The 24073-nt window shown below is 65.3% G+C and carries 21 protein-coding genes; 14 read left to right on the top strand and 7 right to left on the bottom strand.

Annotated features, from left to right (window positions below; genetic code table 11):
* Position 1: 1 nt before the first annotated feature.
* From QE394_RS04265 to QE394_RS04225, 9 genes are all read left to right on the top strand, one after another.
* Positions 2 to 1714 (top strand): thiamine pyrophosphate-binding protein, encoded by a 1713-nt coding sequence (locus QE394_RS04265; protein ID WP_349033821.1) that lies wholly within the window; start codon positions 2 to 4, stop codon positions 1712 to 1714.
* Positions 1715 to 1881: 167 nt separating this feature from the next.
* Complete coding sequence (locus QE394_RS04260; protein WP_056084004.1) at positions 1882 to 2379, top strand: MarR family transcriptional regulator; 498 nt, start codon at positions 1882 to 1884, stop codon at positions 2377 to 2379.
* Complete coding sequence (locus QE394_RS04255) at positions 2372 to 4585, top strand: MDR family MFS transporter (protein ID WP_349033820.1); 2214 nt, start codon at positions 2372 to 2374, stop codon at positions 4583 to 4585. The genes QE394_RS04260 and QE394_RS04255 overlap by 8 nt, the downstream gene beginning before the upstream one ends.
* Before the next feature lie 183 nt (positions 4586 to 4768).
* Positions 4769 to 6502, top strand: coding sequence for an ABC transporter ATP-binding protein (locus QE394_RS04250; protein WP_349033819.1), 1734 nt, complete (start codon positions 4769 to 4771; stop codon positions 6500 to 6502).
* Positions 6499 to 8577, top strand: a complete 2079-nt coding sequence (locus tag QE394_RS04245) for an ABC transporter ATP-binding protein (protein WP_326493582.1) — start codon at positions 6499 to 6501, stop codon at positions 8575 to 8577. The genes QE394_RS04250 and QE394_RS04245 overlap by 4 nt, the downstream gene beginning before the upstream one ends.
* A gap of 47 nt (positions 8578 to 8624) precedes the next feature.
* Positions 8625 to 9041 (top strand): thioesterase family protein, encoded by a 417-nt coding sequence (locus tag QE394_RS04240; RefSeq protein WP_261619366.1) that lies wholly within the window; start codon positions 8625 to 8627, stop codon positions 9039 to 9041.
* 74 nt (positions 9042 to 9115) lie between these two features.
* On the top strand, positions 9116 to 9373 hold the full coding sequence (locus QE394_RS04235; RefSeq protein ID WP_056084017.1) for a hypothetical protein: 258 nt from the start codon (positions 9116 to 9118) through the stop codon (positions 9371 to 9373).
* 110 nt (positions 9374 to 9483) lie between these two features.
* Positions 9484 to 11715 (top strand): AAA family ATPase, encoded by a 2232-nt coding sequence (locus tag QE394_RS04230; RefSeq protein ID WP_349033818.1) that lies wholly within the window; start codon positions 9484 to 9486, stop codon positions 11713 to 11715.
* A gap of 73 nt (positions 11716 to 11788) precedes the next feature.
* Positions 11789 to 12988, top strand: a complete 1200-nt coding sequence (locus QE394_RS04225; protein ID WP_349035370.1) for a restriction endonuclease — start codon at positions 11789 to 11791, stop codon at positions 12986 to 12988.
* Here the strand turns inward: QE394_RS04225 and QE394_RS04220 are convergent.
* A complete protein-coding gene (locus QE394_RS04220; protein ID WP_056084024.1) occupies positions 12985 to 14640 on the bottom strand; it encodes an ATP-binding protein in 1656 nt (551 codons plus the stop codon). The genes QE394_RS04225 and QE394_RS04220 overlap by 4 nt on opposite strands.
* Positions 14641 to 14734: 94 nt before the next feature.
* Between QE394_RS04220 and QE394_RS04215 the strand changes: the two genes are divergently transcribed.
* A complete protein-coding gene (locus QE394_RS04215) occupies positions 14735 to 15499 on the top strand; it encodes a response regulator transcription factor (RefSeq protein ID WP_200937916.1) in 765 nt (254 codons plus the stop codon).
* On the opposite strand, the gene QE394_RS04210 is transcribed toward QE394_RS04215, so the two are convergent.
* The 5 genes from QE394_RS04210 to bioB all read right to left on the bottom strand — a co-directional run bounded on the left by QE394_RS04210 (position 15472) and on the right by bioB (position 18466).
* Positions 15472 to 15882, bottom strand: a complete 411-nt coding sequence (locus QE394_RS04210) for an Hpt domain-containing protein (protein WP_261619363.1) — start codon at positions 15880 to 15882, stop codon at positions 15472 to 15474. The genes QE394_RS04215 and QE394_RS04210 overlap by 28 nt on opposite strands.
* A 319-nt stretch (positions 15883 to 16201) precedes the next feature.
* On the bottom strand, positions 16202 to 16636 hold the full coding sequence (locus QE394_RS04205; RefSeq protein ID WP_056084034.1) for a very short patch repair endonuclease: 435 nt from the start codon (positions 16634 to 16636) through the stop codon (positions 16202 to 16204).
* A 19-nt stretch (positions 16637 to 16655) separates the two neighbouring features.
* Positions 16656 to 17090 carry a pyridoxamine 5'-phosphate oxidase family protein gene (locus QE394_RS04200; protein WP_056084036.1) on the bottom strand — a complete coding sequence of 145 codons (435 nt, stop codon included), beginning with the start codon at positions 17088 to 17090 and terminating at the stop codon, positions 16656 to 16658.
* Between the two features lie 54 nt (positions 17091 to 17144).
* Positions 17145 to 17456, bottom strand: a complete 312-nt coding sequence (locus tag QE394_RS04195) for a hypothetical protein (protein WP_349033817.1) — start codon at positions 17454 to 17456, stop codon at positions 17145 to 17147.
* Positions 17453 to 18466, bottom strand: a complete 1014-nt coding sequence (gene bioB, locus QE394_RS04190; RefSeq protein ID WP_349033816.1) for a biotin synthase BioB — start codon at positions 18464 to 18466, stop codon at positions 17453 to 17455. Before bioB ends, QE394_RS04195 begins: the two co-directional genes overlap by 4 nt.
* A gap of 215 nt (positions 18467 to 18681) precedes the next feature.
* On the opposite strand from bioB, the gene QE394_RS04185 reads away from it, so the two are divergent.
* The 4 genes from QE394_RS04185 to QE394_RS04170 all read left to right on the top strand — a co-directional run bounded on the left by QE394_RS04185 (position 18682) and on the right by QE394_RS04170 (position 23471).
* On the top strand, positions 18682 to 20409 hold the full coding sequence (locus tag QE394_RS04185) for a hypothetical protein (protein ID WP_268158988.1): 1728 nt from the start codon (positions 18682 to 18684) through the stop codon (positions 20407 to 20409).
* A gap of 217 nt (positions 20410 to 20626) precedes the next feature.
* Positions 20627 to 21283, top strand: a complete 657-nt coding sequence (locus tag QE394_RS04180) for a DUF6318 family protein (protein ID WP_349033815.1) — start codon at positions 20627 to 20629, stop codon at positions 21281 to 21283.
* A 228-nt stretch (positions 21284 to 21511) separates the two neighbouring features.
* Positions 21512 to 22051, top strand: a complete 540-nt coding sequence (locus tag QE394_RS04175) for a hypothetical protein (RefSeq protein ID WP_349033814.1) — start codon at positions 21512 to 21514, stop codon at positions 22049 to 22051.
* A gap of 340 nt (positions 22052 to 22391) precedes the next feature.
* Positions 22392 to 23471, top strand: coding sequence for an alkene reductase (locus tag QE394_RS04170; protein WP_261619358.1), 1080 nt, complete (start codon positions 22392 to 22394; stop codon positions 23469 to 23471).
* A gap of 237 nt (positions 23472 to 23708) precedes the next feature.
* Here QE394_RS04170 and QE394_RS04165 read toward each other — a convergent pair whose 3' ends face one another.
* A complete protein-coding gene (locus QE394_RS04165; RefSeq protein ID WP_349033813.1) occupies positions 23709 to 24005 on the bottom strand; it encodes a hypothetical protein in 297 nt (98 codons plus the stop codon).
* Between the last annotated feature and the right edge of the window lie 68 nt (positions 24006 to 24073).

Raw genomic sequence — 24073 nt, 5'->3', positions numbered from 1 at the left:
CATGATCGATTTCGATCCTGGCGCGGCGGCACCGGGCGCCAGTGCAAAATCCGGCACGGGCGCCCGCAATGGCGGGGACCTCGTCGTCGAGACCCTCGAGGCCCTGGGCGCGAAGACAGTCTTCGGCATTCCCGGCCAGCACGCGCTGGGCCTCTTTGACGCGATGGGCCGTGGAAACCTGCAGTTTGTCTCTTCGCGGGTGGAGAACAACTCCGCATTCGCCGCCGACGGGTACTCCCGTGCCACCGGTGAAGTGGGCGTCCTTTTCCTGTCCACCGGCCCCGGCGCACTGACCTCGCTGGCTGGGCTGCAGGAGGCTTACGCCACCGGCGTGCCGATGGTGGTGGTGGCCAGCCAGATCCCGCTGGAGGGACTCGGCGCCCGGCGCAAGGGCATGCTCCACCAGCTCGATGACCAGAAGGCCTCTGCCGCGAACGTCACCAAGAGCCAGCGGCTGATCCAGCACGCCTCGGGTATCCCGTCCGCCATCCAGGACGCCTGGACGGAAGCCATCTCCTCACCCCAGGGGCCGGTGTGGATCGAGATCCCGCAGAACGTCCTGCTGGATCCCATCATGGTCCCGCCGGTGGAGGACGCGCTGGCCGAGGCTGCGGATAACCCGCCGCGCATCGAACTGGTCCGCGAAGCCGTGAAATGGCTCCAGGAGGCCAGGCGTCCGGCGATCATCGCCGGCGGCGGCACTCGCCGCGGCAAGGCGGAGAAGTCTCTGCTGTCCATTGCCGAGAAACTCCGTGCGCCCGTCATCTGCACCCCGGGCGGCAACGGCGCCTTCCCCTGGAACCACGAGTTGTCGCTGCAGTCATGGATCGAAGACCGGTACATGACCGACGTCCTTGAGGACGCAGACGTACTGGTGGTCATCGGTTCGTCCCTGGGGGAGGTCACTTCCAACTACTTCACGTTCGAACCCCGCGGCCGGATCATCCAGATCGACGCCGAACCCCGCGTGCTGGAATCCAACCGGCCAGGCCTGGGCATCCGGGCCGACGCCGGCCAGGCGCTCGCAGCCCTCGATGAAGCGCTGGCGCCCGCAGAAGCCGCGGCTGACTGGCACGGCTCCAGCGCCGAAGAGTTGGTGAAGGAATCCCTGGCCAAGGTAAAGGCCAGGCTGGAGTCCCAGGACCTCGCCAAGGAACTGGCGTTCATGGCCGACATCCGCGAGGCCGTCCCCGCGGACATGCAGACCTTTTGGGACATGACCATCGCCTCCTACTGGGGCTGGTCCTGCTGGGACTCCCGCGAGGGGCAGTTCCACTCGGCCCAGGGCGCCGGCGGCCTGGGCTACGGCTTCCCGGCCGCCATCGGGGCTGCCGTAGGCCTGGAAACTGTGGGGAAGCCCGCCGGTTCTGCCCGGGTGCTGGCTGTTTCCGGCGACGGTTCGTCCATGTACTCCATTTCGGAGATGGCCACGGCCAAGCAGCACAACGTCCCTGTCACGTGGCTGATCGTGGACGACGGCGGCTACGGCATCCTGCGCGAATACATGGTGGGCGCCTTCGGTAAGGCCACCGCCACCGAGCTGGCCCGCCCGGACTTCGTCAAGCTCGCCGAAGCGTTCGGCGTGCCCGCCGTCAAGGTAGCCCCCGAGGATGTGGGGGACGCGCTTAAGGCAAGTTTCGCTACCGACGGCCCCAACGTCGTCGTGGTTGAAACGCTACTGAAAATGTTCGGGCCCACACACCTGGGCGACTAGCAGCGCATCGTCGCAGCGACGCCCCTGCACCCCCTGCCTTGGCAGCGGTGCGGGGGCGTTTGCCGTTTAAGGACGGCGGGCGTTCGACGGCGTCGGGACAATTCGTTTCCCTAAGCAACCTTTTCCTGATACAGTTGCTTGCAGCAACTAATTCTTTAGGGAGGGTCATGTCTGTCGCACCGGCCACCGCCGCCGATCTCGTCGGCCATATCTTTGACCTCCAGCGCGCGTTGCGCTGCGTCACCATGATCAACGTCAAAGGCCAGGACACCGGCATAGCCCTCCAGGGCGTGCTCAAGTTCATCGGCGAAGGGGAAACCCGCGCGGCGCACCTGGCAGAACGCCTGGGCGTCAGCCCCCCGGTGCTCAGCCGGCACATTGCAGAGCTCGCCGACGCCGGCCTGGTGGTCAGGACCCCGGATCCGGACGACGGCAGGGCCCAGCTGCTGGCCCTCTCACCGCGGGGCAAGGAGAAACTTGCCGAGCTCATCCGGCACCGGGCCGAGACGCTGCAGGGCTACCTCTCCGACTGGAACGAAGAGGATGCCATCGCAACAGCCGCGATGCTCAACAAACTGACAGCCTCACTGAAGAATTCCATCCGGGCAAGGGCGGCCGGAACCACCACCGAACACCAGACCATGCAGGAGTCCCTCAATGGCTAACGTCACCGCCGCCGCGGACCTGGAGGAGCGCCACCGCGAACGCTCTGCCAAACAGGAATCGCGGCAATCCAAGCGCCACGAACCCGGCGCACCCATGAACCACCGGCAGATCATGGAGGCCCTCACCGGCCTGCTCGCTGCCTTCTTCACCGCCATCCTCAGCAGCACCATCGTGGCCAACGCGCTGCCCACCATCATGTCCGAGCTCAAGGGCACCCAGACGGACTTCGCGTGGGTCATCACGGCGGCACTGCTCGCCAACGCGGCCACCACCCCCATCTGGGGCAAGCTCGCGGACCTCTTCGACAAGAAGGTCCTGGTCCAGCTGAGCATCGTGATCTTCGTGGCCGGCTCGGTCATGGCAGGGTTCTCGGAAAACATCCCGTTCCTGCTCACAGCCCGCGTGATCCAGGGCATCGCCATGGGTGGCCTCACGGCCCTGGCCCAGGCGATCATCGGCTCCATCATCCCGCCCCGCGAACGCGGCAAGTACTCCGGCTACATGGGCGCCGTCATGGCTGTCGGTACCGCCGGCGGCCCGCTGCTGGGCGGCTTCATCGTGGACAGCTCGCTGGGCTGGCGCTGGACCTTCTTCGTCTGCGTGCCGCTGGCCGTGGTCGCCCTGATCCTGCTCCAGGTCACGCTAAAGATTCCGCACGTCAAGCGCCCTGCCAAGATCGACTGGCTCGGTGCCATCCTGCTGACCTCCGGCGTCAGCCTCCTGCTGATCTGGGTGTCCTTCGCCGGCAAGGCCGACTACTACGACTGGTGGTCCTGGCAGTCGGCTCTGATGGTGGGCGGCGGCGTCCTCCTGCTGGCCCTGCTGGTGCTGGTGGAGTCCAAGGTATCCGCACCGATCATTCCGCTGAAGATCATCTCCGACCGCACCACCGCTTTGGCCATCGTGGCCTCCGTTGCTGTTGGCGTGGCCATGTTCGGTTCTTCAACCTTCCTGGGCCAGTACTACCAGGTGGCCCGCGGCGCCACGCCCACCGAGGCCGGCCTGCTGACCTTGCCCATGATCGCCGGCAACCTTGCCGGTTCGGTGGTCTCGGGCCAGCTGATCAGCCGCTACGGCAAGTGGAAGGGCTTCCTGGTCGGCGGTACCGTCCTGCTGATCGGTGGGCTGGCGATGGCCGGAACCATGGACCACACCACCGAACTCTGGCTGACCGGCATCTACACGGGCATCTTCGGCATCGGCCTCGGCATGCTCATGCAGAACCTGGTCCTTGCTGTCCAGAACACCGTCCGCGCCCAGGACATCGGCTCCGCCAGTGCTTCCGTTGCCTTCTTCCGCTCCGTCGGCGGCGCCATCGGCGTTTCCGTGCTGGGCGCCGTCATGGCCAACCACGTCAAGGACCTGGCCACGGACGGACTGGCGAAGCTCGGCATCGAGTCCACCGGCAACAGCGGTGCGACGCTGGACCTCAAGGACCTGCCCGCCCCGATCGCCGACGTCATGCGTGCGGCCTACGGTGACGCCACCGCCGGGATCTTCATGATCTCCGCTGTCGTTGCCGTGGTTGCCCTCATCGCCGTCATCTTCATCAAGGAGGTGCCGCTGCGCAAGACCGTGGACATCACCCCCGAAACATCGCTCCAGGCCAACGCCGCCGGCGAAGCCGGAATGACCGCCATGACCGGGCAACTGCCCGTTGTCTCCTCCACCGTTCCCCGCGACCCGGACGCCGGACACAGCACAGCGCCCGCTGTCCGGCCGACGGGGATTCACGCAGGGCCGGGGACAGGCGCCGCGCCGGCAAAGACGTACGACGGCGGCAAGGCCGCGGCCGCAGCCGCGTCCAGGTCAGTAGCAACGGAGGACTTCGAAGCGGCTTTTGCCCGGACATTCGGCAGCGAAGGGTTGGACCTCCGGTCCGCCGACTCTGTCGAAAAGGCGGCCGACGCCGTCGCCAGTGCCGCCGACACCCTCCGGAAGCTGCAGGACACCCAGCACCTGCTGGCCCGGCAGCAGGCCGAGCTGGGCGGACTGGTCCTGGATATCCAGGAGCAGTTGCGGTCCCAGCGGGATCTCGCCGCCCAGCAGGAAGCGACGGCAGCTGAACTCCGCAGGGTACAGCGCAAGCTCCTCAAGGAACGCAAGCTGCAGGCTGCTGCAGCCCTCTATCTGGCCGGACGCGGCAAGCACAGTGCCGCCAACCCGTCGTCCGCAGCACCTGCCGGGACCCCTCGGGACCAGTAAGGCGCTGCGCGTGGCCAGCCACGCGTGAACAACAGGGCCGCCGCCCGCATCCGGATCGCATTCCGGGTCCGGGCGGCGGCCCTTTTTCGCAGGGGAGCGCCGGTGGTGCCGCAGCGTTAACCGGATCGAAAAGGTGGAATAAATGGGACTCCAATGTCAGCGGGCAACACTAGAGTTGAAACCATGCTCCTTACGCTCATACGGCGCTACTCCAAACCGTATTTTCCCTACATTGCCGCCGTCATCATCTTCCAGCTCGCATCCACCATTGCGGCCCTTTACCTGCCCAGCCTGAACGCCCGGATCATCGACGAAGGCGTGACCAGGGGAGACACGGACTTCATCTGGCGCACCGGTGCCGTGATGCTGCTCGTAGCCTTTGCCCAGGTGGCCGCCGCCATCGCCGGCGTCTACTTCGGTTCGAAGACGGCCATGGCCCTGGGCCGTGACCTTCGCCGGGCAGTGTTCCGGAAAGTCACCAGCTTCTCCGCCAAGGATGTCAACGCATTCGGCGCGCCTACGCTGATCACCCGCGGCACCAATGATGTCCAGCAAGTGCAGATGCTGGTGCTGATGGGCCTGAACTTCATGGTGGCCACGCCCATTATGTGCATCGGCGGCATCATCATGGCGCTGCGTGAGGACATCAACCTGTCCTGGCTGGTCTGGGTTTCCGTGCCGCTGCTGACCGTGGTGGTGGGGTACCTGGTGGTCCGGCTCATGCCGCTGTTCAGGTCGATGCAGAAGAAGATCGACCGCATCAACGCGGTGCTCCGCGAACAGATCATTGGCATCAGGGTGGTCCGGGCGTTCGTCCGGGAACCGTACGAGACCGGCCGTTTCGGCGAAGCCAACAAGGAGCTCACCGATGTTTCGCTGAAGATCGGTGCCCTGTTCGTCCTCATGTTCCCCGCCATCAGCATGATCCTGCACCTGTCCACGGCCGCGGTGCTGTGGTTCGGCGGCCAGCGGGTCGACTCGGGCGACATGCAGGTGGGCGCCCTGACGGCGTTCCTCCAGTACCTGCTCCAGATCCTGGTGGCCGTCATGATGGGCACGTTCATGGCCATGATGATCCCGCGCGCCTCCGTCTGTGCGGACCGCATCGGTGAGGTGCTCGACGTCGAACCCTCCATCCACGATCCCGAACGCCCGGTGGCCCCCTCGGAGCTCAGCGGCGTGGTGGAATACCGCAACGTCACTTTCGCCTATCCGGGCGCCGAGTCCCCGGTGTTGAGCAACATCAGCTTCACCGCACGGCCGGGCCAGACCGTCGCCATCATCGGTTCCACCGGCGCGGGCAAGACCAGCCTGCTCTCGCTGCTGCCACGGCTCTACGACGCCGCGGAGGGCGAAGTCCTCCTGGACGGTGTCCCCGTTAACAGCCTTGACCACGCCGAGATCACCAAGCGCGTTGCGCTGGTGCCCCAACGTCCCTACCTCTTCTCCGGCACCATCGAGCACAACCTGCGGTTCGGCAAGACCGATGCCACGGACCAGGAACTGTGGGAAGCGCTGCGGGTGGCGCAGGGAGAATCGTTCGTCCGGGACAAGTCCAAGGCGCTCGAATCCCGGATCTCCCAGGGCGGCACGAACGTCTCCGGCGGGCAGCGCCAGCGGCTCTGCATCGCCAGGGCCCTGGTGACCAAACCCCGTATCTACCTGTTCGACGACTCGTTCTCGGCGCTGGACGTTGCCACCGATGCCCGCCTCCGTGCGGCCCTCAAGGACACGACCGCCGACGCGACGGTCATCATCGTGGCCCAGCGCGTTTCCACCATCACCGAGGCGGACCAGATCCTGGTGCTGGACAACGGCCGGATCGTGGACCGCGGAACGCACGAGGAACTCCTGGAAACCTCACCCACTTACCAGGAAATTGTTGAATCGCAGCTGAGCGTGGAGGAAATGGCATGAGCCCCCGCAAGAAGGACCCGGCGAACACCGGGCAAGACGCCGGGGCGCCCGCACAGGACGCCGGCAGCTCCGCTGAAACCGCTGTGGTGGAGGACGACGACTTCTACGAGGAGGAGTTCACGCCCTCCGAAGCCGACGGCGACATGTTCGGCGGCATGCCCGCCAAGAAGGCCCAGCACTTCTGGCCGTCAGCCAAGCGGCTGATGGGCCTGCTGAAGCCCGAAACCCTGGGCATCTGCGTGGTGGTGGCCATGGTGGTGGTGGCCGTGGTGCTGAATGTCATCGCGCCCAAAATCCTCGGCCAGGCCATGGACGTTATTTTCGGTGGTGTGGTGGGCAAGCAACTGCCGGCCGGCGTAAGCAAGGACCAGTTCGTGGAGGGGCTGCGCCAACAGGGCCAGGACAACTTCGCGGACATGGTCTCCCGGATGGAACTGGTGCCCGGTACCGGCATCGACTTCAATAAGCTGACCATGCTGATCGCCGTGGTCCTGCTGATGTACTTTGTGTCCAACATCTTCCTGTGGCTGCAGGGCTACGTCCTGAACCGCATCGTGATGAAGGTGATCCGCAAGCTCCGTGACGACACCGAAAAGAAGCTCAACCGCCTCCCGCTGAACTACTTCGACACCCGCCAGCGCGGCGACGTGCTCTCCAGGGTGACCAACGACGTCGACAACATCCAGCAGGCGCTCCAGCAGGCTTTCGCGCAGCTGATCAACTCCCTCCTGACAGTGGTGGGCATCGTCATCATGATGTTCATCGTCTCCTGGCAGCTGGCCCTGATCGCCCTGGTGGCCCTGCCGCTCTCGGGCGTCGCCGCAGGCCTTATCGGCGTGCGGAGCCAGAAGCTCTTTGCGGCGCAGTGGAAGAACACCGGCACGCTGAACGGGCAGATCGAGGAATCCTTCTCCGGCCATGACCTCGTTCGGGTCTTCGGCCGCGAGGCGGACATGCTTGAGCGGTTCGACGAGCGCAACGAAGCCCTGTACAAGGCCAGCTTCGGCGCGCAGTTCGTCTCCGGCATCATCTTCCCGGTGATGCAGTTCGTGTCCTACCTCAGCTACGTGGGCATCGCCGTCGTGGGCGGCCTGCGCGTCGCCTCCGGTTCCATGTCGCTTGGTGACGCCACGGCCTTCATCCAGTACTCCCGCGAATTCACCCAGCCGCTGGGCCAGATGGCGGGCATGGCCAACATGCTCCAGTCAGGCGTGGCCTCAGCCGAGCGGGTGTTCGAGTTCCTCGACGCCGACGAGCAGGACCCGGAGACCGCTACGGAGCACCTGCCGGCCAGGACCGACGGCCACGTGGAATTCCGGGATGTCACCTTCAGCTACACCGAAGACCGGCAGCTCATCGAAAATCTGTCCTTCACAGCAGAGCCGGGGAACACCGTGGCCATCGTGGGGCCAACCGGCGCCGGAAAGACCACGCTGGTGAACCTGGTGATGCGCTTCTACGAGCTCAACTCCGGCTCCATCACCCTGGACGGCGTTGACGTGACGCACCTCAGCCGGTCTGAACTCCGCTCCAAGGTGGGCATGGTGCTGCAGGACGCGTGGCTGTTCGGCGGATCCATCTACGACAACATCCGTTACGGCAACCTGGACGCCACCGAAGAGCAGGTCATGGCCGCCGCCAAGGCCACGTTCGTGGACCGCTTTGTCCGCGCCCTGCCCGAGGGCTACAACACGGTGATCGACGAGGAAGGCAACAACGTCAGCGCCGGTGAAAAGCAGCTGATCACCATTGCCCGGGCTTTTGTAGCCAACCCGTCGCTGCTGATCCTCGACGAAGCAACCAGCTCGGTGGACACCCGCACTGAGCTGCTGGTGCAGAAAGCCATGGCCGCGCTCCGGTCAGACCGCACCAGCTTCGTGATTGCGCACCGGCTCTCCACCATCCGCGACGCCGACACCATCCTGGTGATGGAGAACGGCAAGATCGTGGAACAGGGCAACCACAAGGTCCTGCTTGCGGCCGGCGGCGCCTACCACCGCCTGTACATGTCCCAGTTCGCCGGGGCCGACGCCGGTGACGTGCCAGTGGACGATTCGACGGCGGTGCACAGCTGAGCGGGCACGACGGGAACGGCGGGCAGCGGATCGAGGTCCCCGTTCCCATGCGCTGGGGCGACATGGACGCCTACGGACACATCAACAACGTACAGATCGTCCGCATGCTCGAGGAAGCCCGGATCGGCGCCTTCGGTCCGCCGCGGGGCGCTGGCCTGCCCGGCGTTGAGCCGCAGGTTTCGCTGTTCAACGATGTCCCGGACGGCATCATGGCGCTGGTGGTGGACCACAAGATCCGCTACGTCAGGACCCTGGAATACCGCAACGTCCCGGCCGTGGTGCAGGTATGGATCGGTGCCGTCAAGGGTGCCAGCTTCGACATCCATTACCTGGTCCAGGATCCCGTCACAGGGGAGGACTGCGTCAAGGCGAGCAGTCACCTTGCTTTCGTGGACGAGGCCACCGGCCGGGTGCAGCGGCTCACGCCGGAACAGAAGGCACGCATGGCGCCGTACAGGCACTAAGCCCCTGGGCGGGACCGCACGGGGCACACTGGACTGGAACCACACCACACCACACCACAGCGAAAGGAAGCCAGATGGGCAAGAACAAGACCCGCGTCGCCAGGAAGAAAAAGACCTGGAAGGAGATGTCGCCGTCCTCCAAGGCCGGCACGATCATCGTGGCCATCGTCCAGCTCTCGTTACTGGTTGCGGCGCAGCGGGATATCTCGAAGCGGCCGGCGGCACTGATCAACGGACCAAAGGGCGCTTGGCGTGCGGCATCCTTCATCAACTTCGTCGGACCCATGGGCTACTTCATCTTCGGGCGAAAGCGCTCCGCTCCGCGCACGTAAGTTTTCCGGTCTAACGGTCGGGAGCCGTCCGGCGAAGGCCGGACGGCTCCTGACCGGGCGGCCAAGCGGCTTTGAGCAGGCGTCCAGTTAGACCCTGTAAATTTGAAGTTATGACCCCCGCATCCACTGCTGCCATGACCCGCGCCCTCGGCATCTCGAAGGAGATCGAGGACGCGGCATGGTTTGTCCTGGGCCCGGGGCTGCAGGGCAAACCATCGGCCCTGGACGGGCGGACACTGACCTGGACCTCCGAGGCCGCAGCGGAACTGCTGGACCGCCTGGAACGGGGCACGCCGGATCCCAAAGCGCCCATGATGACCAATCTCCGGCAGAACCTCGACGGCGCGTCCCGCGAAGCCAAGCAGCTGGCCGCCGAGCTCCTGTTCCTGCAGTCCCTGCCGCTTGCGCATGAGGTGAAGTCGCTCAAGGTCAAGCGGGCCCGCGTCGCAGAGGCCGCCTCCTGGCTTGAGCCGCCGCTGGAACTGCCTGAAGAGCTGTACCAGGGCATGACGGACCACGGCGTGATCCGGGACCGCACGGCCGAGTTCAACTGGACTATCTGGGACCACCTCCGGTGGCTGTGCCGCTTCGTGCAGCATGTGGACGAGCAACCGCCCACCACCATCACGGCGGCCCTGCTGGACCCGTTGAAGTTCCACGCCCTGGCCGCCGGCACGCCGGGGGACCAGCCCGCCATCCGCCGCAGCATCGAGTTTCTGGCGTGGCCCAGCTACTTCGAACCCGTGGTGGCGGACGTGGAGCGGCAGGAAATCCGGGATGCCTTCGCCTCACTGGTGGGCGGCGCCAAGGGGGATTCGGAAGACGACATCACCGCGGACATCCACCGCATCCGCCTGCACCTCGATGAGCAGGCCGGCCAGCGTATCGACTGGTACGCCCGCCAGCTCGTCAGCCAGTGGCGCAAGGTGGGCGACCCCGGCCGCCGCGCGTGGCTGCTTCGGACCCATCACGACAACGCGGAGCTGCTCACCGCCTGGCGGGGCGAGGAAAAGGTGACGCTCGACGTCGAACACCTCCGCCTGCTGGAACCCGGCGTCACCGCCGGACTGGTCCAGCATGCCGTCGACGAGGACTACAAGCACCTTGGCTACGTGGAGCGCGAGGACACCAAGACCGCCGTCTTTGCCTTCCTCACCGTCATGAAGCCCGGCGACCTGGTCCTGTACCAGCACTCCGGCACGGTCCGGCTGGGCGGCGTGCTGGGCGAACCCGAGTACAACGATGACAACCGGCGGTTGCGCCGGAAGGTGCGCTGGTTCGACGAGGGCCACGCCACCACCAGCCTGCCCCGGCACGTCCAGCGGCAGCTGGCCACCCCCGGCATCGTGGTGGACGCAACCCGCGTGGTGCAGGCGCTTCAGGCCCTCCTGCCGGCCGAGGCGGAGGCGGAGCCCGACGCCGAAACGGAGGCCGCCGCCGTCGTGGAACCTGCGCAGGAGGGCTTCCGCCCGCTGACGCCGGAGTTCGCAGGGTCCCTGCACATGGACCTCGAACCCCTGCAGGAAATAGCGGACCTGCTGGAGGAGAACCGCCAGCTGGTCCTGTACGGGCCGCCCGGCACCGGCAAGACCTATCTGGCCAAGCACCTCGCCGCGGAGCTGGCGGACGACACCACTGACGAACGCGTCAAGCTGGTCCAGTTCCACCCTTCCTACGCCTACGAGGACTTTTTTGAGGGGTACCGGCCGGACAAGACGGACGAAGGCCAGGTCTCCTTCAAGCTTGTTGCCGGTCCGCTGCGCCGCCTCGCCGAGGAAGCCGCCAAGCCCGGCAACGAGAAAAAGCCGTACTTCCTGATCATCGACGAAATGAACCGCGCCAACCTGGCCAAGGTGTTCGGGGAGCTCTACTTCCTGCTCGAATACCGCGACGACCGGATCTACCTGCAGTACAGCCCCAACGAGCCGTTCACGCTGCCGGACAACCTGTACATCATCGGCACCATGAACACTGCGGACCGGTCCATCGCCATGATGGATGCGGCCATCCGCCGGCGCTTCTCGTTCATCGAGCTGCATCCGCAAACCGAGCCGGTCAAGGGCTCGCTGCTGCGCTTCCTGGAGGCCCGCGGGCTGGACACCACGCCGGCGCTGCTGCTGGATGCACTCAATGATGCCATCGACGAATGGGACCGGGACCTGATGATCGGCCCGTCCTACTTCATGAAGCCCGCGGCGCAGACACCGGCCGGGCTGCGGCGGATCTGGAAGTACGAACTCATGCCGCTGCTGGAGGAGCACTATCACGGCCAGCTGACCCGCGCGCAGCTGGAGGAACGGTTCGGGCTGGAGCAACTGCTGGGACGCCTTGCGCTCCGCTGACCCCGCCAGGGCCTTTACCACGGCGGGCACCGCCGGCGCGCGCGGCCCCGGAAATGCAGCGCGGCACCTGGTGTTGGACGAGCTGTCCCGCGGGATTGTGGAGCGGCTGGATCCTGCCAGTGCCTCATTCCTCAATTCGAGCGGCTTGGCCAAGGCCTCGCCCATGGGAATGGGGCTGTACCGCATCGAGCCGGTGGGCAAAGTGGGCTCGGTGCGCACGGCCTCCGTCCAGCTGGACGTCAGGCCCAAGGACCGGTTGGGCCTTGGCCGGTTGCTGTTCCTCCTGAGTTACGCGGGGGAGCAGGGCTTCCGGCCGGACTCGGTGGCCGCCTTCGAGGAACGGGAGCTGTGGAGTGCGCTTGCCGAGTCCTTGGCGCAGCTGGCCGAACGGGCGCTGGGACGTGGCGTCCTGCAGGGCTACCGCACCGTGGACGAATCCCTCCGCACGGTCAAGGGACGCATCCGCATCTCTGACCAGATTTCCCGCCGGCCGGGCATGCTGGTCCCGCTGGAGGTCTCCTACGACGAATTCACCGAGGACATTGCCGAGAACCGGATCCTGCGGGCGGCCCTGGAACGCATGGGCCAGGTGCCGCGGGTCCGGCCCGAGGTGCTGAGCCGGCTGCGCCTGCTTAAGGGAAAGCTCGACGGCGTCACCCGGCTCCCGTCGGGCGCGCCGCTGCCGCCGTGGAAGCCCAGCAGGATGAACCTCCGGTACCACGCGGTGCTTCGGCTGGCCGAGCTCATCCTGCGCAACGCGTCGGCAGAGGCGGGGCCGGGACGGCAACAGACGGCCGCGTTCGTAGTGGACATGGCAAGGGTTTTCGAGGACTTCGTAGGCACCGCCCTGCGGGAGGCGATGGCCACGTACCCCGGGGAACTGCGGCTCCGGTACAACGCGCTGCTGAGTGAAGCCGTACGGGACTCCGACCGCCTCACCGTGCAGCCGGACGCCGTGCACATGCTCGGTGGCCGTCCCGTGGTGGCCTACAACGCCAAGTACAGGGCCGCCACGGACTCCGGCGCCTCCCTCACTGCCGACCACTTCCAGATGCTGGCCCACTGCACGGCGTTGGCGGTGCCAACAGCATGGCTGGTCTACGCCGGCTCCGGTGACATCAAGCTCCGCAGGATCCTGAACACGGATATCGACATCGTGGAGTTTCCGCTGGACCTCTCCCTGCCGCCCGCAGAGATCCTGGCCGCGGTCCAGGACCTGGCCCGGCAGTCCTGGGGCGAAGTGGTCCGGCAGGCGCGTGCCGGCGGGCCCTAAACTGGCACGCGGAACGTGAACGTGGTGCCCTTGCCCAGCGTGCTGTCCACCGCGATGCTGCCGCCGTGGGCTTCGACGATGGCCTTGCTGATGGGCAGGCCCAGCCCCACGCCGGGGATGGCGGTCCGGCGGACGCTGCTGGTGCGGAAGAACTTGGCGAATACTTCGGAGGCGTCCTCGGGGGTCATCCCCATGCCGGTGTCCGTAACGCGGCATTCGACATGGCCATCCTCCCGGGCCAGGCTGACCAGGACGTTGCCGCCGTCGGGGGAGTACTTGATGGCGTTGGACACCAGGTTGTCCAGGACCTGGGAAATCCTGGCTCCGTCCACGTGCGCCTCGAGCTGATCCGGCGTCTCGGCCGCCAGCACCACGCCGGAGGCCGTGGCCCTCGGCACAGCGGAGGACACGCTGGCCCGCACCAGTTCTGCAACGTCCACGGTGTGCGGGGTGACGATGAGCTGCCCGTTGCGGCTGGAGAGCAGGTCTGACACCAGGGTCAGCAGGCGCTCGGAGTTGCGGCGGATGATTTCGAGCATCTCCGCCTGGGATTCCTCGGGCTCGTCGGCCAGCAGGATTTCCACGTACCCGAGGATGGACGTCAGCGGTGTGCGGAACTCGTGGGAAACGCTGGAGACGAAGTCGTCCTTCGCAGCCAGGGCGTTCACCAGGTCCGTCACGTCGCTGAAGGCGATGACCGAGCCGGCGAACTTCCCGTCGCTGTCCTTCATGGCCCTGGCAGTGGTGACGAAGGCGCGCTGGTCTCTGCCGTCGCCCAGCCACACCAGGTAGTCCGTGAAGGTTTCGCCCAGCACGGCGCGGCGGACGGGGCGGTCCTCCACCGGGATGAGGGTCTTCCTGTCCGGACCGAACACCAGCAGCTGTGACTCGTTGGGGTCCGGGTTGTCCTTGGGGCTGGCCAGCAGGTGGTTGGCCCGCTGCTTCTTGTTCATCAGGACATCGTGACCGTCCGCGTCCACCGCCAGCACGCCCAGGTGGACGGTATCCAGGACGGTGTTCAGCAGGGACTCCTGCCGCTGGCTGGTGCGGAGGTTGGCCTGGAGCTGGGCGTCCTTCTCCTCAAGTTCGCGTTGCTGGCGCATCATGCTGAGCGTGAGGACGCTGACCGAGATCCCGATGCCGAGCATCATGACCGGCAGCAGCAGGGACCGGGTGAGGTCCTGGGCCGTGACATTCCCCTTCAGGAGCAGCGGAACCCAGATGATGGCCAGCGGTGCCAGGAAGGACAACCACAGGGCGGCCTTGGGATAGTACCCGGAGGCACACAGCCAGATGACCGGGAAGACAGCCAGCAGGCTGATGCCGGTGAGGCTGTCCTGCCCGCCCTCCCGGCCCACCGCGATGGACACGAAGTCCAGCAGGGGAATGATCAGGAAGCTCGTGAAGGGAAGCCGCTCCCACGGGACGACGTAGCACAGACCCATCAGGACGAGCTGTGAAATGACGAACGAAGCGAAGAGCGGATTGCCCATTGTTCCGGGGAAGAAGGCCCACACCAGGAACATCGTCAGCAGCGTGGTGATGAACAGCGGCATCTGGCTCATGGCCACCCGATCCCGCAGTCTGTACTCGTGGAACTGGCGCCGGAAAAAGCGCAGCCCTCCCGACGACCATGCCACCGGGTTAGCCATTGACCTGGGACATTCGGGCGGGCGCGTGCGAGACCATACCAGCAGGATATCCGCAGCCAGCTATACTTCTGACGTTGGCTGCTGAGGGGGCTCTATGAGTGATGCACGTGTGGGACTTGTCATCGAGGATGACCAGGACATCCGGGAACTGGTTCGCACGGTGCTGACCCAAGCCGGATTTGATGTAACAGTAGCCAGCAGTGGCGCAGAAGGCGTCCTGGTGGCCAAAACCATCAGCCCTGATGTCATCACCCTGGACCTGGGCTTGCCGGACATCGACGGATTCGAGGTTTCCCGGCAGATCCGCGAATTTTCCGATGCCTACATCGTGATGCTCACGGCGCGCACGGAAGAACTGGACACCCTCATCGGGCTGGAATCCGGCGCGGACGACTACCTCACCAAGCCTTTCCGGCCGCGCGAGCTCCGGGCCCGGGTGGCGGCCATGATGCGGCGCCCTCGATCCGCCTCCGAACCCGCAGACACTCCCGCCGAGATCCCGGCAGAGGCCGGCGGCCACCCGGAGCGGGGCAACTACAGCCACAACGGGCTCGAGCTCAGCTACGCCTCCCGGACCGTGCTGGTGGACGGCACGGAAATGAATCTGACCCGTACGGAATTCGAACTCCTGCACGCCCTCCTGGAAGCCGGGCGGACTGTCCGGACCAAGTCGGACCTGGTGCGCCGGCTGCGGGACGAAGACTACGACGTCGGGAGTTACATCAGCGAGGCGGACGAACGGTCCGTCGAGGTGCACATGGGCAACCTGCGGAAAAAGCTGGGCGACTCGCCGCAGCAGCCGCGCTGGCTGCAGACCGTCCGCGGCGTGGGTTACAGGCTGGCGCCCATCGCGCACTGAGCCTGCAGCCGGTGCGTGGTCTGGCGGCCGCACTGGTTGATGTTGCGAAGGAACGCGACGGCCAGTTGGGGAAGTACGACGGCGGCGTCCGCGGCGTGTACCCCGGCGCGGATTTCGCTTTCGAGATTCGTGGCCAGTCCCGCAAGCCGTTCCGCGCCCACCATCTGGCTGGAGGTTTTCAGGCTCAGGACAGCGTCCACGGAACCGTCCAGGTCGCCTGTGGTCAGCGCCAGCCGGAGCTTGCTGAGCCGCCGGGGCAGGCACTCGATGAAGTTCCCCACAAACACCTTGCTGTAGCCCTCGTCTTCTTCAAGTTCTTCCCGGAGACGGTCCAGCACTGACTGGTCCACCAGCGGCAGGGGAGCGTCATCCGAGGGGCTCACGGGGTTCCTTTCAGCTGACGTTCCAGTCCGGCAGCGCATCATCGGGTTGGGGCGGGCGTGCAGTTTCAGGTTAGGACCGGGGCCAGGGGGCGGCACCGTTTCGGGGAAGAATTGTGGGTTTCTTGATGACGCTGCGGCTTCCACACCCAGTACTTGAGCCAGTGCTTACCGCACTCATACCCCGCGGCCGTGGCCGCCCGGCAGCACACATTGCGTTCAGTCCGGCGTCCGCGCCCTGGCCCGCAGTGACAGTGGCCGGTACCGGGTTCAAGGCCGCGACCACCGGCCAGCAACACTTTCCTCCGGTTTGAAGTTTGACTCAGGTCCGCTGCTGGGTTTCAAGGAACCGCACCAGCTGTGATTCGAGTGCGGAGCTGTCCTTGAGTTCGCACTCCCAGATGGTGAGGACCTCCCACCCGGCGTCCTCGAGCTTGCGGCGCTGCGCGGCGTCGCGTTCCCTGGTGCGGGTGCGCTTCTCGGCCCAGAAGCCCGCGTTGGCCTGGGGGGCATGCTGGCCAACGCGGCAGTGGTGGAAGTGCCAGAAACAGCCGTTGACGAAGATGACTTTGTGGCGGCTGGCGAACACAAGGTCCGGGTTGCCTGGCAGCTTGCCCCCGCGTGCGGCGCCATGGAGCCGGTAACGGTAGCCCTTCGCGTGCAGGAGCCTGCGCACCAGGAGTTCGGGCTTGGTGTTCTTGCCCCGGATGCGGGACATGTTCCAGCTGCGTTGCTCGGGAGTGAGCCTGTCCGCCATGCTTCCAGTCTAGGAGCGCCTAGATCTCCCGTTCGGGCTGCTCTCCGAAGTTAAAGTGCCGGCCGCTGACGGAGCTGGGATCGATCTCCACATAGAAGTCCTTGAGCGTGGGAACCCACGTCTTCAGTCCCAGCGCCTCAACCGGTTCCAGCTCCGCCGAGTTGCTCAGCACGCGTGCACTGCCGCGAAGGACCACGGACCACGCCTGGTCCGAGAGGATGCCGTCCGTTTCGAAGAGCACTTTGGAGTTGATGGTCAGCTGCGCCAGTTTATTGCCCGGCGCGGTCCTCAGGTAGATCTTCCGGTCCGCAGTGACGTAGTTGACCGGGAAAATGTCCGGTTCACCCGCAACGGAAACCACCAGCCTGCCGTGCTTGGTACCCTCCAGGAGTTCCCAGGACTGCTCGTCGGTGAGTTCGAGAACGGGTTGCCCATCTGCGTGTTCAAACATCATGCAGCCATTCTTCTACTGCTTGTAGAAAAGCGCTAGGGGGTGGTGGCTGAATTTTCACGGCTCACTGGCAGGGTAGGTGGTGACCCCATGCCGCGAGCAGGCAGCCCACCAGCCCAGCGGGGTGACCTGGACCTTCAGGCGGCGCGCGCAATGGGCGCAGAACCGCGGCGGTTCCAGGTGCAGCCTCGACGCGCACCGCAGGTGGGCGGACGACGGCGGAAGCGACCCGCCGTCGTCCGTGTCCTTTCTGCGGTGGCTGGCGTCGCCCGGGCTGCCTTCGCGGGCGTTCTCTTCGCGGGGCTGGCCGCAGTGGCCGCAGTACGGGCCCGCAGCATTGGGGGAGGCACCGGCCGGGAACGGGCTCACAGGGTCTTCTGCAGTTCCCTGATGGGCATGTTGAGGTCCACCAGGAGGTTGAGGTCGGCGGTGGCGGGGCGGCCCAGGGTGGTGAGGTAGTTGCCCACGATGACCGCGTTGATGCCGCCCAGGAGCCCTTCGCGGGTGCCGAGGTCGCCAAGCGTGAGCTCGCGTCCGCCGGCGTAGCGGAGGACCGTTTTGGGCATGGCCAGGCGGAAGGCGGCGATGGCCCGGAGGGCATCCTTGCCGTCCATGATGCCCTGGTTTTCGAGCGGTGTTCCCGGCCGGGGGTTGAGGAAGTTCAGCGGCACTTCGTGCGGTTCCAGCGCAGCAAGCTGGGCGGCGAGTTCTGCCCGCTGCCCGAGTGATTCGCCCATTCCCAGGAGCGCCCCGCAGCACAGTTCCATGCCGGCAGCCTTCACCATGGCGCACGTCCCGAGCCGTTCCTCATAGGTGTGCGTCGTTACCACCTGCGGGAAGAAGCTGCGGGCGGTTTCGAGGTTGTGGTTGTAGCGGTGGACGCCCCAGCCGGCGAGCTGGTCCACCTGCCGTTGGGTGAGCATGCCCAGGGAACACGCAATGTTGATGTCCACTTCCTCGTTGATCCGGTCGATGGCGAACTTGACCTGGTTCATCAGCTTGATGTCCGGGCCACGCACGGCTGCCACAATGCAGAACTCCGTAGCACCGGTGGCCGCAGTTTCCTTGGCGGCTTTGACCAGTTCCGGGATGTCCAGCCAGACGCCGCGGACGGGGCTGTCAAAGAGTCCGGACTGGCTGCAGAAGTGGCAGTCTTCGGGGCAGCCGCCCGTCTTAATGGAGACGATGCCTTCAACCTCCACGTCCTCGCCGCAATGCCGGAGGCGGACCCGGTGCGCCAGCTCCAAAGCCTGGGGGAGTGCTTCGTCCGGGAGGGTGAGGACCTCCACCAGCTGGTCTTCGCTGAGGCCCATGCCCCGCTCCAGGACCTGGGCGCGGGCTGTCTCCAGGATGGGCCAATTGTGGACGGTGGCAGTCATGGGTGGTCCTTTGTCTCGCGGAACGTACCTTTCCGACGCTAGTTCCAGGGGCGCCGGCCGTTTTTGTGGGGTGGCAACAAGTAGCCGGGCCGCCCATTGTTGACTGCTGAAGTCAAGGCTTTACACCGCGGAAACAGGAACGTGATGGGACTGTCTTTTCGGGTGGATAGCGTCTCTCGCAGACCTCGAACTCCGAACGAAAGCGACACACGCCCATGAGCCACGACTCAGAATCCACGCAACTGCTGGAGCCTGCCGCACCGCCCGGCGCCGCCGTCGTCGGCGGATCCACGGCGACTCCGACGGCAGGAAACGCCGCCGCGCTGAACGCCACCAAGGAAAGCCTGGAGGACTACACGCTGCGGTTCGCCCCGCGGTCCTACCGCAAGTGGAGCGCAGGCGTGGTGGCCACGAGCGCGCTGGGCGGCATCGCCTACCTGGCGGACTTCTCCATCGGCGCGAACATCGGGATTTCCTATGGCACGGTGAACGCGATCTTCGGCATCCTGGTGGCCGCCGTCATCATCTTCGCCACCGGCTTCCCGCTGGCCTATTACGCGGCCCGCTACAACATCGACCTGGACCTGATCACCCGCGGCTCCGGCTTCGGCTACTACGGATCCGTGGTCACCAACGTCATCTTTGCCACGTTCACGTTCATCTTCTTCGCGCTGGAGGGCTCCATCATGGCCCAGGGGCTGGAGCTGGGCCTGGGGATTCCGCAGTGGCTGGGGTACGCGGCGTCCACCGTGATCATCATTCCGCTGGTGATCTACGGGATGAACACCCTGGCCAAGTTGCAGGTGTGGACCACCCCGCTCTGGCTGCTCCTGATGGTGGTTCCGGTGGGGTACCTGCTGGTTTCGCATCCGGAGAGCATCGACAGCTTCTTTGCATACACCGGCGAGTCCGGCGACGGCGGTCCGAACCTGGCCTCCGTGATGCTGGCCGCCGGCGTGTGCCTGTCCCTGATGGCGCAGATCGCCGAGCAGATCGACTACCTCCGGTTCATGCCGCCGCGCACCGATGCCAACCGTGGGGCCTGGTGGCGGGCCGTGATCCTGGCCGGACCCGGCTGGGTCATTTTCGGGGCCATCAAACAGATCGTGGGCCTGTTCATCGCCATCTACCTCATCGCCACGCTGGACCCCGCGGCGTCTGCCACGGCCAACGAGCCCGTGCACCAGTTCCTGGGCGTGTACCAGGAGATGATGCCGGCATGGCTGGCGATGACCCTGGCCGTGGTGCTGGTGGTCATTTCGCAGATCAAAATCAACGTCACCAACGCCTACTCCGGCTCGCTGGCGTGGACCAACAGCTTTACCCGCATCACCAAGACCTACCCCGGCCGGATGGTGTTCGTAGTGGTGAACCTGCTCATCGCCCTGGTTCTCATGGAAGCCAACATGTTCGACTTCCTCAACACCATCCTCGGCTTCTACGCCAACTGCGCCATGGCGTGGGTGGTCACGGTTGCCTCCGATATCGCCATCAACAAGTACCTGCTCAAGATCTCCCCGAAGGTGCCCGAGTTCCGCCGCGGCATGCTCTACGCCGTGAACCCGGTGGGGTTTGTATCGATGCTGGTGTCCGCGGGCGTTTCCATCGCTGTGTTCTTCGGTGCATTTGGGTCCGGCATCCAGCCGTATTCGCCGATCTTCGCTGTCGGCCTGGCGCTGGTGCTGCCGCCGGCGCTCGCGGTCCTGACCCGCGGCCGGTACTACCTCCGCCGCACGGACGACGGCATCGACCTGCCCATGTTCGACGCCGACGGCAACCCCAGCGACGCGAAACTCACCTGCCACGTGACGGGGCTGGAGTTCGAGCGTCCGGACATGGTGCGTTCGGCACAGGACGCGCCCGACGGCGGCCCGCAGTACGTTTCCTCGCTCGCCTTGTCCACGGACAAGACCGGGGAGTTGGTGCTTCCGGCGCAGAAGTAGCCGTTCTGGAGCTCTGTGGCTGGAGCTGTTGCAGTGGGGGGAAGCCGGTGCCTGGGGGCGCCGGCTTTCTCCATGTGACTTCCGCGCGGCCCGGAGCGGTGGTAAAACCGGAGTCGGAAGCCTGTGGATAACTCTTATCGCCAAGATGTGACCTGGGCTACCCTTGAATCACTGTCCGGAGCAAGCCGTCTTGAAACTACTGGGGGAACAGCGGCCCATGACCTCGCGCAACGTTCGTACGTCCTTTGGCCCTCGGTCCGGTGCGGCTGTTATTGCGGTGGCCGGAACGCTTCTGATGGCTGGCTGCTCCGGCGGAGCCCCTGCCGATCCGGGGACCGGTACGCCAACGCCCTCCCAGTCGGCGTCTCCCAGCGTCCCGCCCACTCCCACTCCCAGCGCCGTCTACAAGCCCGCCGACGCATCCGGGCCCGCCCAGAACGTCCCTGTTCCGGTGCTTCCGGAAGTGGCGAAAACGGAGACGAAGGAAGGTTTGGAGGCGTTCACAAGGTACTGGTTTGAACTCCTTAGCTACGGCTATGAGACGGGGGACACGAAACCCTTGTCCGCAATAACTGGTCCAGATTGCAAGATGTGCGAAAACGCTAAGCAGGTGCAGGAGGGATGGCACCGGGACGGTCGCTGGTTATCGGGCGGGAAGGTAACAACGCCGGTTATCGATACCAATTTCGCAGTGGCATCCGACGGAAACTATCAGGTTGCTGTTCAGGTATCGCAGGAAGCGCTGAGCTACTACAACGCGGATAAGTCTCTTGACAGCGCGGAGCCGAAGCCCGCCGACTCGGGGAACCTAGTATTGGCCGTCTTTCGTGACGGCTCTTGGTTCGTGAAAACTGTCGAGCCGATCGTCGGCTAGAAAATGACGGCCGTATTCCGCTGCTGCGTGATTGGTTTTCTGTTTTTCGCGTTGATTTTTCCGACAACTGCTGTCGCCGCAACACATCGGGCTTTCGGACTGAACCTCGCAGGGGAAAATGACATCAAATCACCGCCGAAGGGGCACTGGACCTCTGGGGGAGCCGGAGTCTCAGGATGGCAAAAGGATCCCGGTGAGGACGAGTTCTCTCGGCCCGATCAAGGCAGCGTGCCGACTGATCCCAACGAATACAAATACGAACTTCAGTGCCACCTCGGCGGGGGAGATTTCGACACCCCGTGCCTGGCCCGCCAATTGGAATGCAAGAACGGCCCGGACGGCGAAGAAGGCATCCCTGTCATGTGGCTTTCCCGTCCCCGTGGCGTTCCGGGAGCCGTGTGGGCGCCACATTCCGGCCCTACCTGCCTTTACGACGCCAGGCCTGAGGACCTGCTGCCCCGGATCGCGGCGGACATCCAGCGGGAGTTCCAAAACCTGCCAGTGAGCGCCGGATCGGTCACCGCCCAGCCGAGTCCCCACACGCTCCGCGGTGCTGAAACCAACTTCTACGCGGAGTCCGTGGAGCAGCAGTTCGACATCACGATGTTCGGCCAGCAAGTCCACGTAGTCGCCACCCCGGTGCAATACACGTGGAACTACGGCGACGGCACTGTGTTCGGCCCGCAACCCTCAATGGGCGGACCGCTGCCGCAGGACCGGTGGGGTGAAAAGACGCGGACCAGCCACGCCTACGGGGCCCACCGGTGATTTCCAGGTAGTGCTGACTACGTCGTTCCAGGGAACTTACTCCGTCAATAACGGCCCCGCCCTGCCGATTCCCGGCCAAGGTCAGTTCAGCGCCCCGCCGCAGACCATCAGCGTCTGGCGGTCCCTCACCCGGAACTACGCGGACGACTGCAACACCAACTCACAAGGACAAGGCTGCCCCGGCACGGCCCGCTGAACCACAGTCCAGGCAGTGCCGAAATCGCCCCGTTCCGCAGCGGCGGGGGACAGTTGTCCTGTGATTCACCTCGCATCCGGAATAGTTGCATGCGCTTCTTAGTTGGCAGAAGTAGTAAGCCTTCAGCCCCCGAAAGGAACGCGCATGCTGTTTTCCACCCTCACTCTCGGTGAACTTGAGCTCCCCAACCGTCTGGTCATGGCGCCACTGACGCGCGTCCGCTCCGGCGAGGCAGGCGTCCCCGGGCCGCTCGTCGTCGAGCATTACCGCCAGCGCGCCTCGCTCGGCCTGATCGTCAGCGAAGGAACCCACCCGAGCGCCGGTGCACGCTCGTACGCCGGTCAGCCCGGGATCTTCACCCCCGAGCAGGTCGCAGGCTGGAAGAAAGTCACGGACGCAGTTCACGCCGAGGGCGGCCGGATGTTCGCCCAGATCATGCACGGCGGGCGCGTCTCGCACCAGGACATCACGGGTGGGGCGGAAATCGTAGCGCCGAGCGCCGTTGCCGTGGAAGGAACTGTCCACACGCCGGCAGGCAAGCAGTCGTACCCGGTGCCGCGTGCCCTGGACACTGACGAACTGCCTATGGTCATCCAGGAATTCGTCAACGCCTCGCTGAACGCCATTGAGGCCGGATTCGACGGCGTTGAGCTGCACTCCGCCAACGGTTACCTCCTGCATGAGTTCCTGGCCCCGAACTCCAACGTCCGCACTGACAGCTACGGCGGTTCACCCGAAAACCGCGCCCGCTTCGTCATCGAGACGGTGAACGCCGTTGTGGCAGCGGTCGGTGCCAACCGCGTGGGCATCCGCATTTCGCCCGAGCACAACGTCCAGGGCATCGCCGAGACCGACGCGGCAGATGTCCGCGCCACCTACGAAGTGCTCGTGGACAGCATCGCCCCGCTCAACCTCGCCTACCTCAGCGTCCTCCACCACGAGCCCACCGGCCAGCTGGTCCAGGACCTCCGTGCACGATTCGGCGGCCCCTTCCTGGTGAACACCGGTTTCGGCGTGGTGACCACGCGGGAAGAGGCGGTAAGCCTCGTGGCCGACGGCCATGCAGACGCAGTGGTGGTGGGACGGCCCGCCATCGCCAACCCGGACCTCGCGCGGCGCTGGAAGGAAAGCCTGCCGCTCAACGAGCCGGACGCCAGCACGTTCTACAGCACTGGTGCAGAAGGCTACACGGACTACCCCGTGTACCAGGACAGCAACTCGTAGCAGCAGGACGGCCACATGCGATGAGGGCGGCACCCACAATTGGGTGCCGCCCTCATCTGCTGCTGCACGGTGTGCTGTCCCGGCAGCGGAAAACCGGAAGCCATCCGACGACCCCCGGCCTACTCGGATTTTTGGCCCGCCGGACCCCTGTGGAAGCCGGCGGTGATCAGATGCTACTCCAACGATTTGACTTTTACTAGGCCTTCTTCGGCCTCGAAACAAGTGGAGGCTCCAGGGCTACAGAAGAGCCTCGCGGCCTGTTCCTTCCGTCATTACGAGCCTGTCGTCCTGGATGGAGACAAGCACGCTTTTAGGCTTTCCGCTCACCTTCGTAATCGCTTTCAGCCCGCGGTTGGTCACTTCGACCCCGACTTGGGATCCCTTCGCCGGCAGCTCCACGGAGACCTCAGAGGCAATGCCGAGGATGGGATTGGTGGATACATCCACGTCACGCCACACCTGCTTGCCGTTGACCGTCAGGGTGATGTTGGCCTCCTCGAACCCTTCCTGAAACACAATCAGCAGTTCTTTCATGGCGGCCTCTTCCTCGAGCGTTGATGGCCTAAGACGGCATATCAACTACAGCACTTCGCAGACGGGAG

Source organism: Pseudarthrobacter sp. SORGH_AS 212 (assembly GCF_030818145.1).
Classification (GTDB): Bacteria; Actinomycetota; Actinomycetes; order Actinomycetales; family Micrococcaceae; genus Arthrobacter.
This window is presented reverse-complemented; position numbering and strand designations above follow the sequence as displayed.

Coding starts and splice junctions, on each gene's coding strand:
- QE394_RS04250 (WP_349033819.1), top strand. CDS start 4,769: ATGCTCCTTACGCTCATACGGCGCTACTCCAAACCGTATTTTCCCTAC.
- QE394_RS04200 (WP_056084036.1), bottom strand. CDS start 17,090: ATGATGTTTGAACACGCAGATGGGCAACCCGTTCTCGAACTCACCGAC.
- QE394_RS04265 (WP_349033821.1), top strand. CDS start 2: ATGATCGATTTCGATCCTGGCGCGGCGGCACCGGGCGCCAGTGCAAAA.
- QE394_RS04185 (WP_268158988.1), top strand. CDS start 18,682: ATGAGCCACGACTCAGAATCCACGCAACTGCTGGAGCCTGCCGCACCG.
- QE394_RS04235 (WP_056084017.1), top strand. CDS start 9,116: ATGGGCAAGAACAAGACCCGCGTCGCCAGGAAGAAAAAGACCTGGAAG.
- QE394_RS04230 (WP_349033818.1), top strand. CDS start 9,484: ATGACCCCCGCATCCACTGCTGCCATGACCCGCGCCCTCGGCATCTCG.
- QE394_RS04255 (WP_349033820.1), top strand. CDS start 2,372: ATGGCTAACGTCACCGCCGCCGCGGACCTGGAGGAGCGCCACCGCGAA.
- bioB (WP_349033816.1), bottom strand. CDS start 18,466: ATGACTGCCACCGTCCACAATTGGCCCATCCTGGAGACAGCCCGCGCC.
- QE394_RS04215 (WP_200937916.1), top strand. CDS start 14,735: ATGAGTGATGCACGTGTGGGACTTGTCATCGAGGATGACCAGGACATC.
- QE394_RS04180 (WP_349033815.1), top strand. CDS start 20,627: ATGACCTCGCGCAACGTTCGTACGTCCTTTGGCCCTCGGTCCGGTGCG.
- QE394_RS04165 (WP_349033813.1), bottom strand. CDS start 24,005: ATGAAAGAACTGCTGATTGTGTTTCAGGAAGGGTTCGAGGAGGCCAAC.
- QE394_RS04260 (WP_056084004.1), top strand. CDS start 1,882: ATGTCTGTCGCACCGGCCACCGCCGCCGATCTCGTCGGCCATATCTTT.
- QE394_RS04220 (WP_056084024.1), bottom strand. CDS start 14,640: ATGGCTAACCCGGTGGCATGGTCGTCGGGAGGGCTGCGCTTTTTCCGG.
- QE394_RS04170 (WP_261619358.1), top strand. CDS start 22,392: ATGCTGTTTTCCACCCTCACTCTCGGTGAACTTGAGCTCCCCAACCGT.
- QE394_RS04205 (WP_056084034.1), bottom strand. CDS start 16,636: ATGGCGGACAGGCTCACTCCCGAGCAACGCAGCTGGAACATGTCCCGC.
- QE394_RS04245 (WP_326493582.1), top strand. CDS start 6,499: ATGAGCCCCCGCAAGAAGGACCCGGCGAACACCGGGCAAGACGCCGGG.
- QE394_RS04240 (WP_261619366.1), top strand. CDS start 8,625: ATGCGCTGGGGCGACATGGACGCCTACGGACACATCAACAACGTACAG.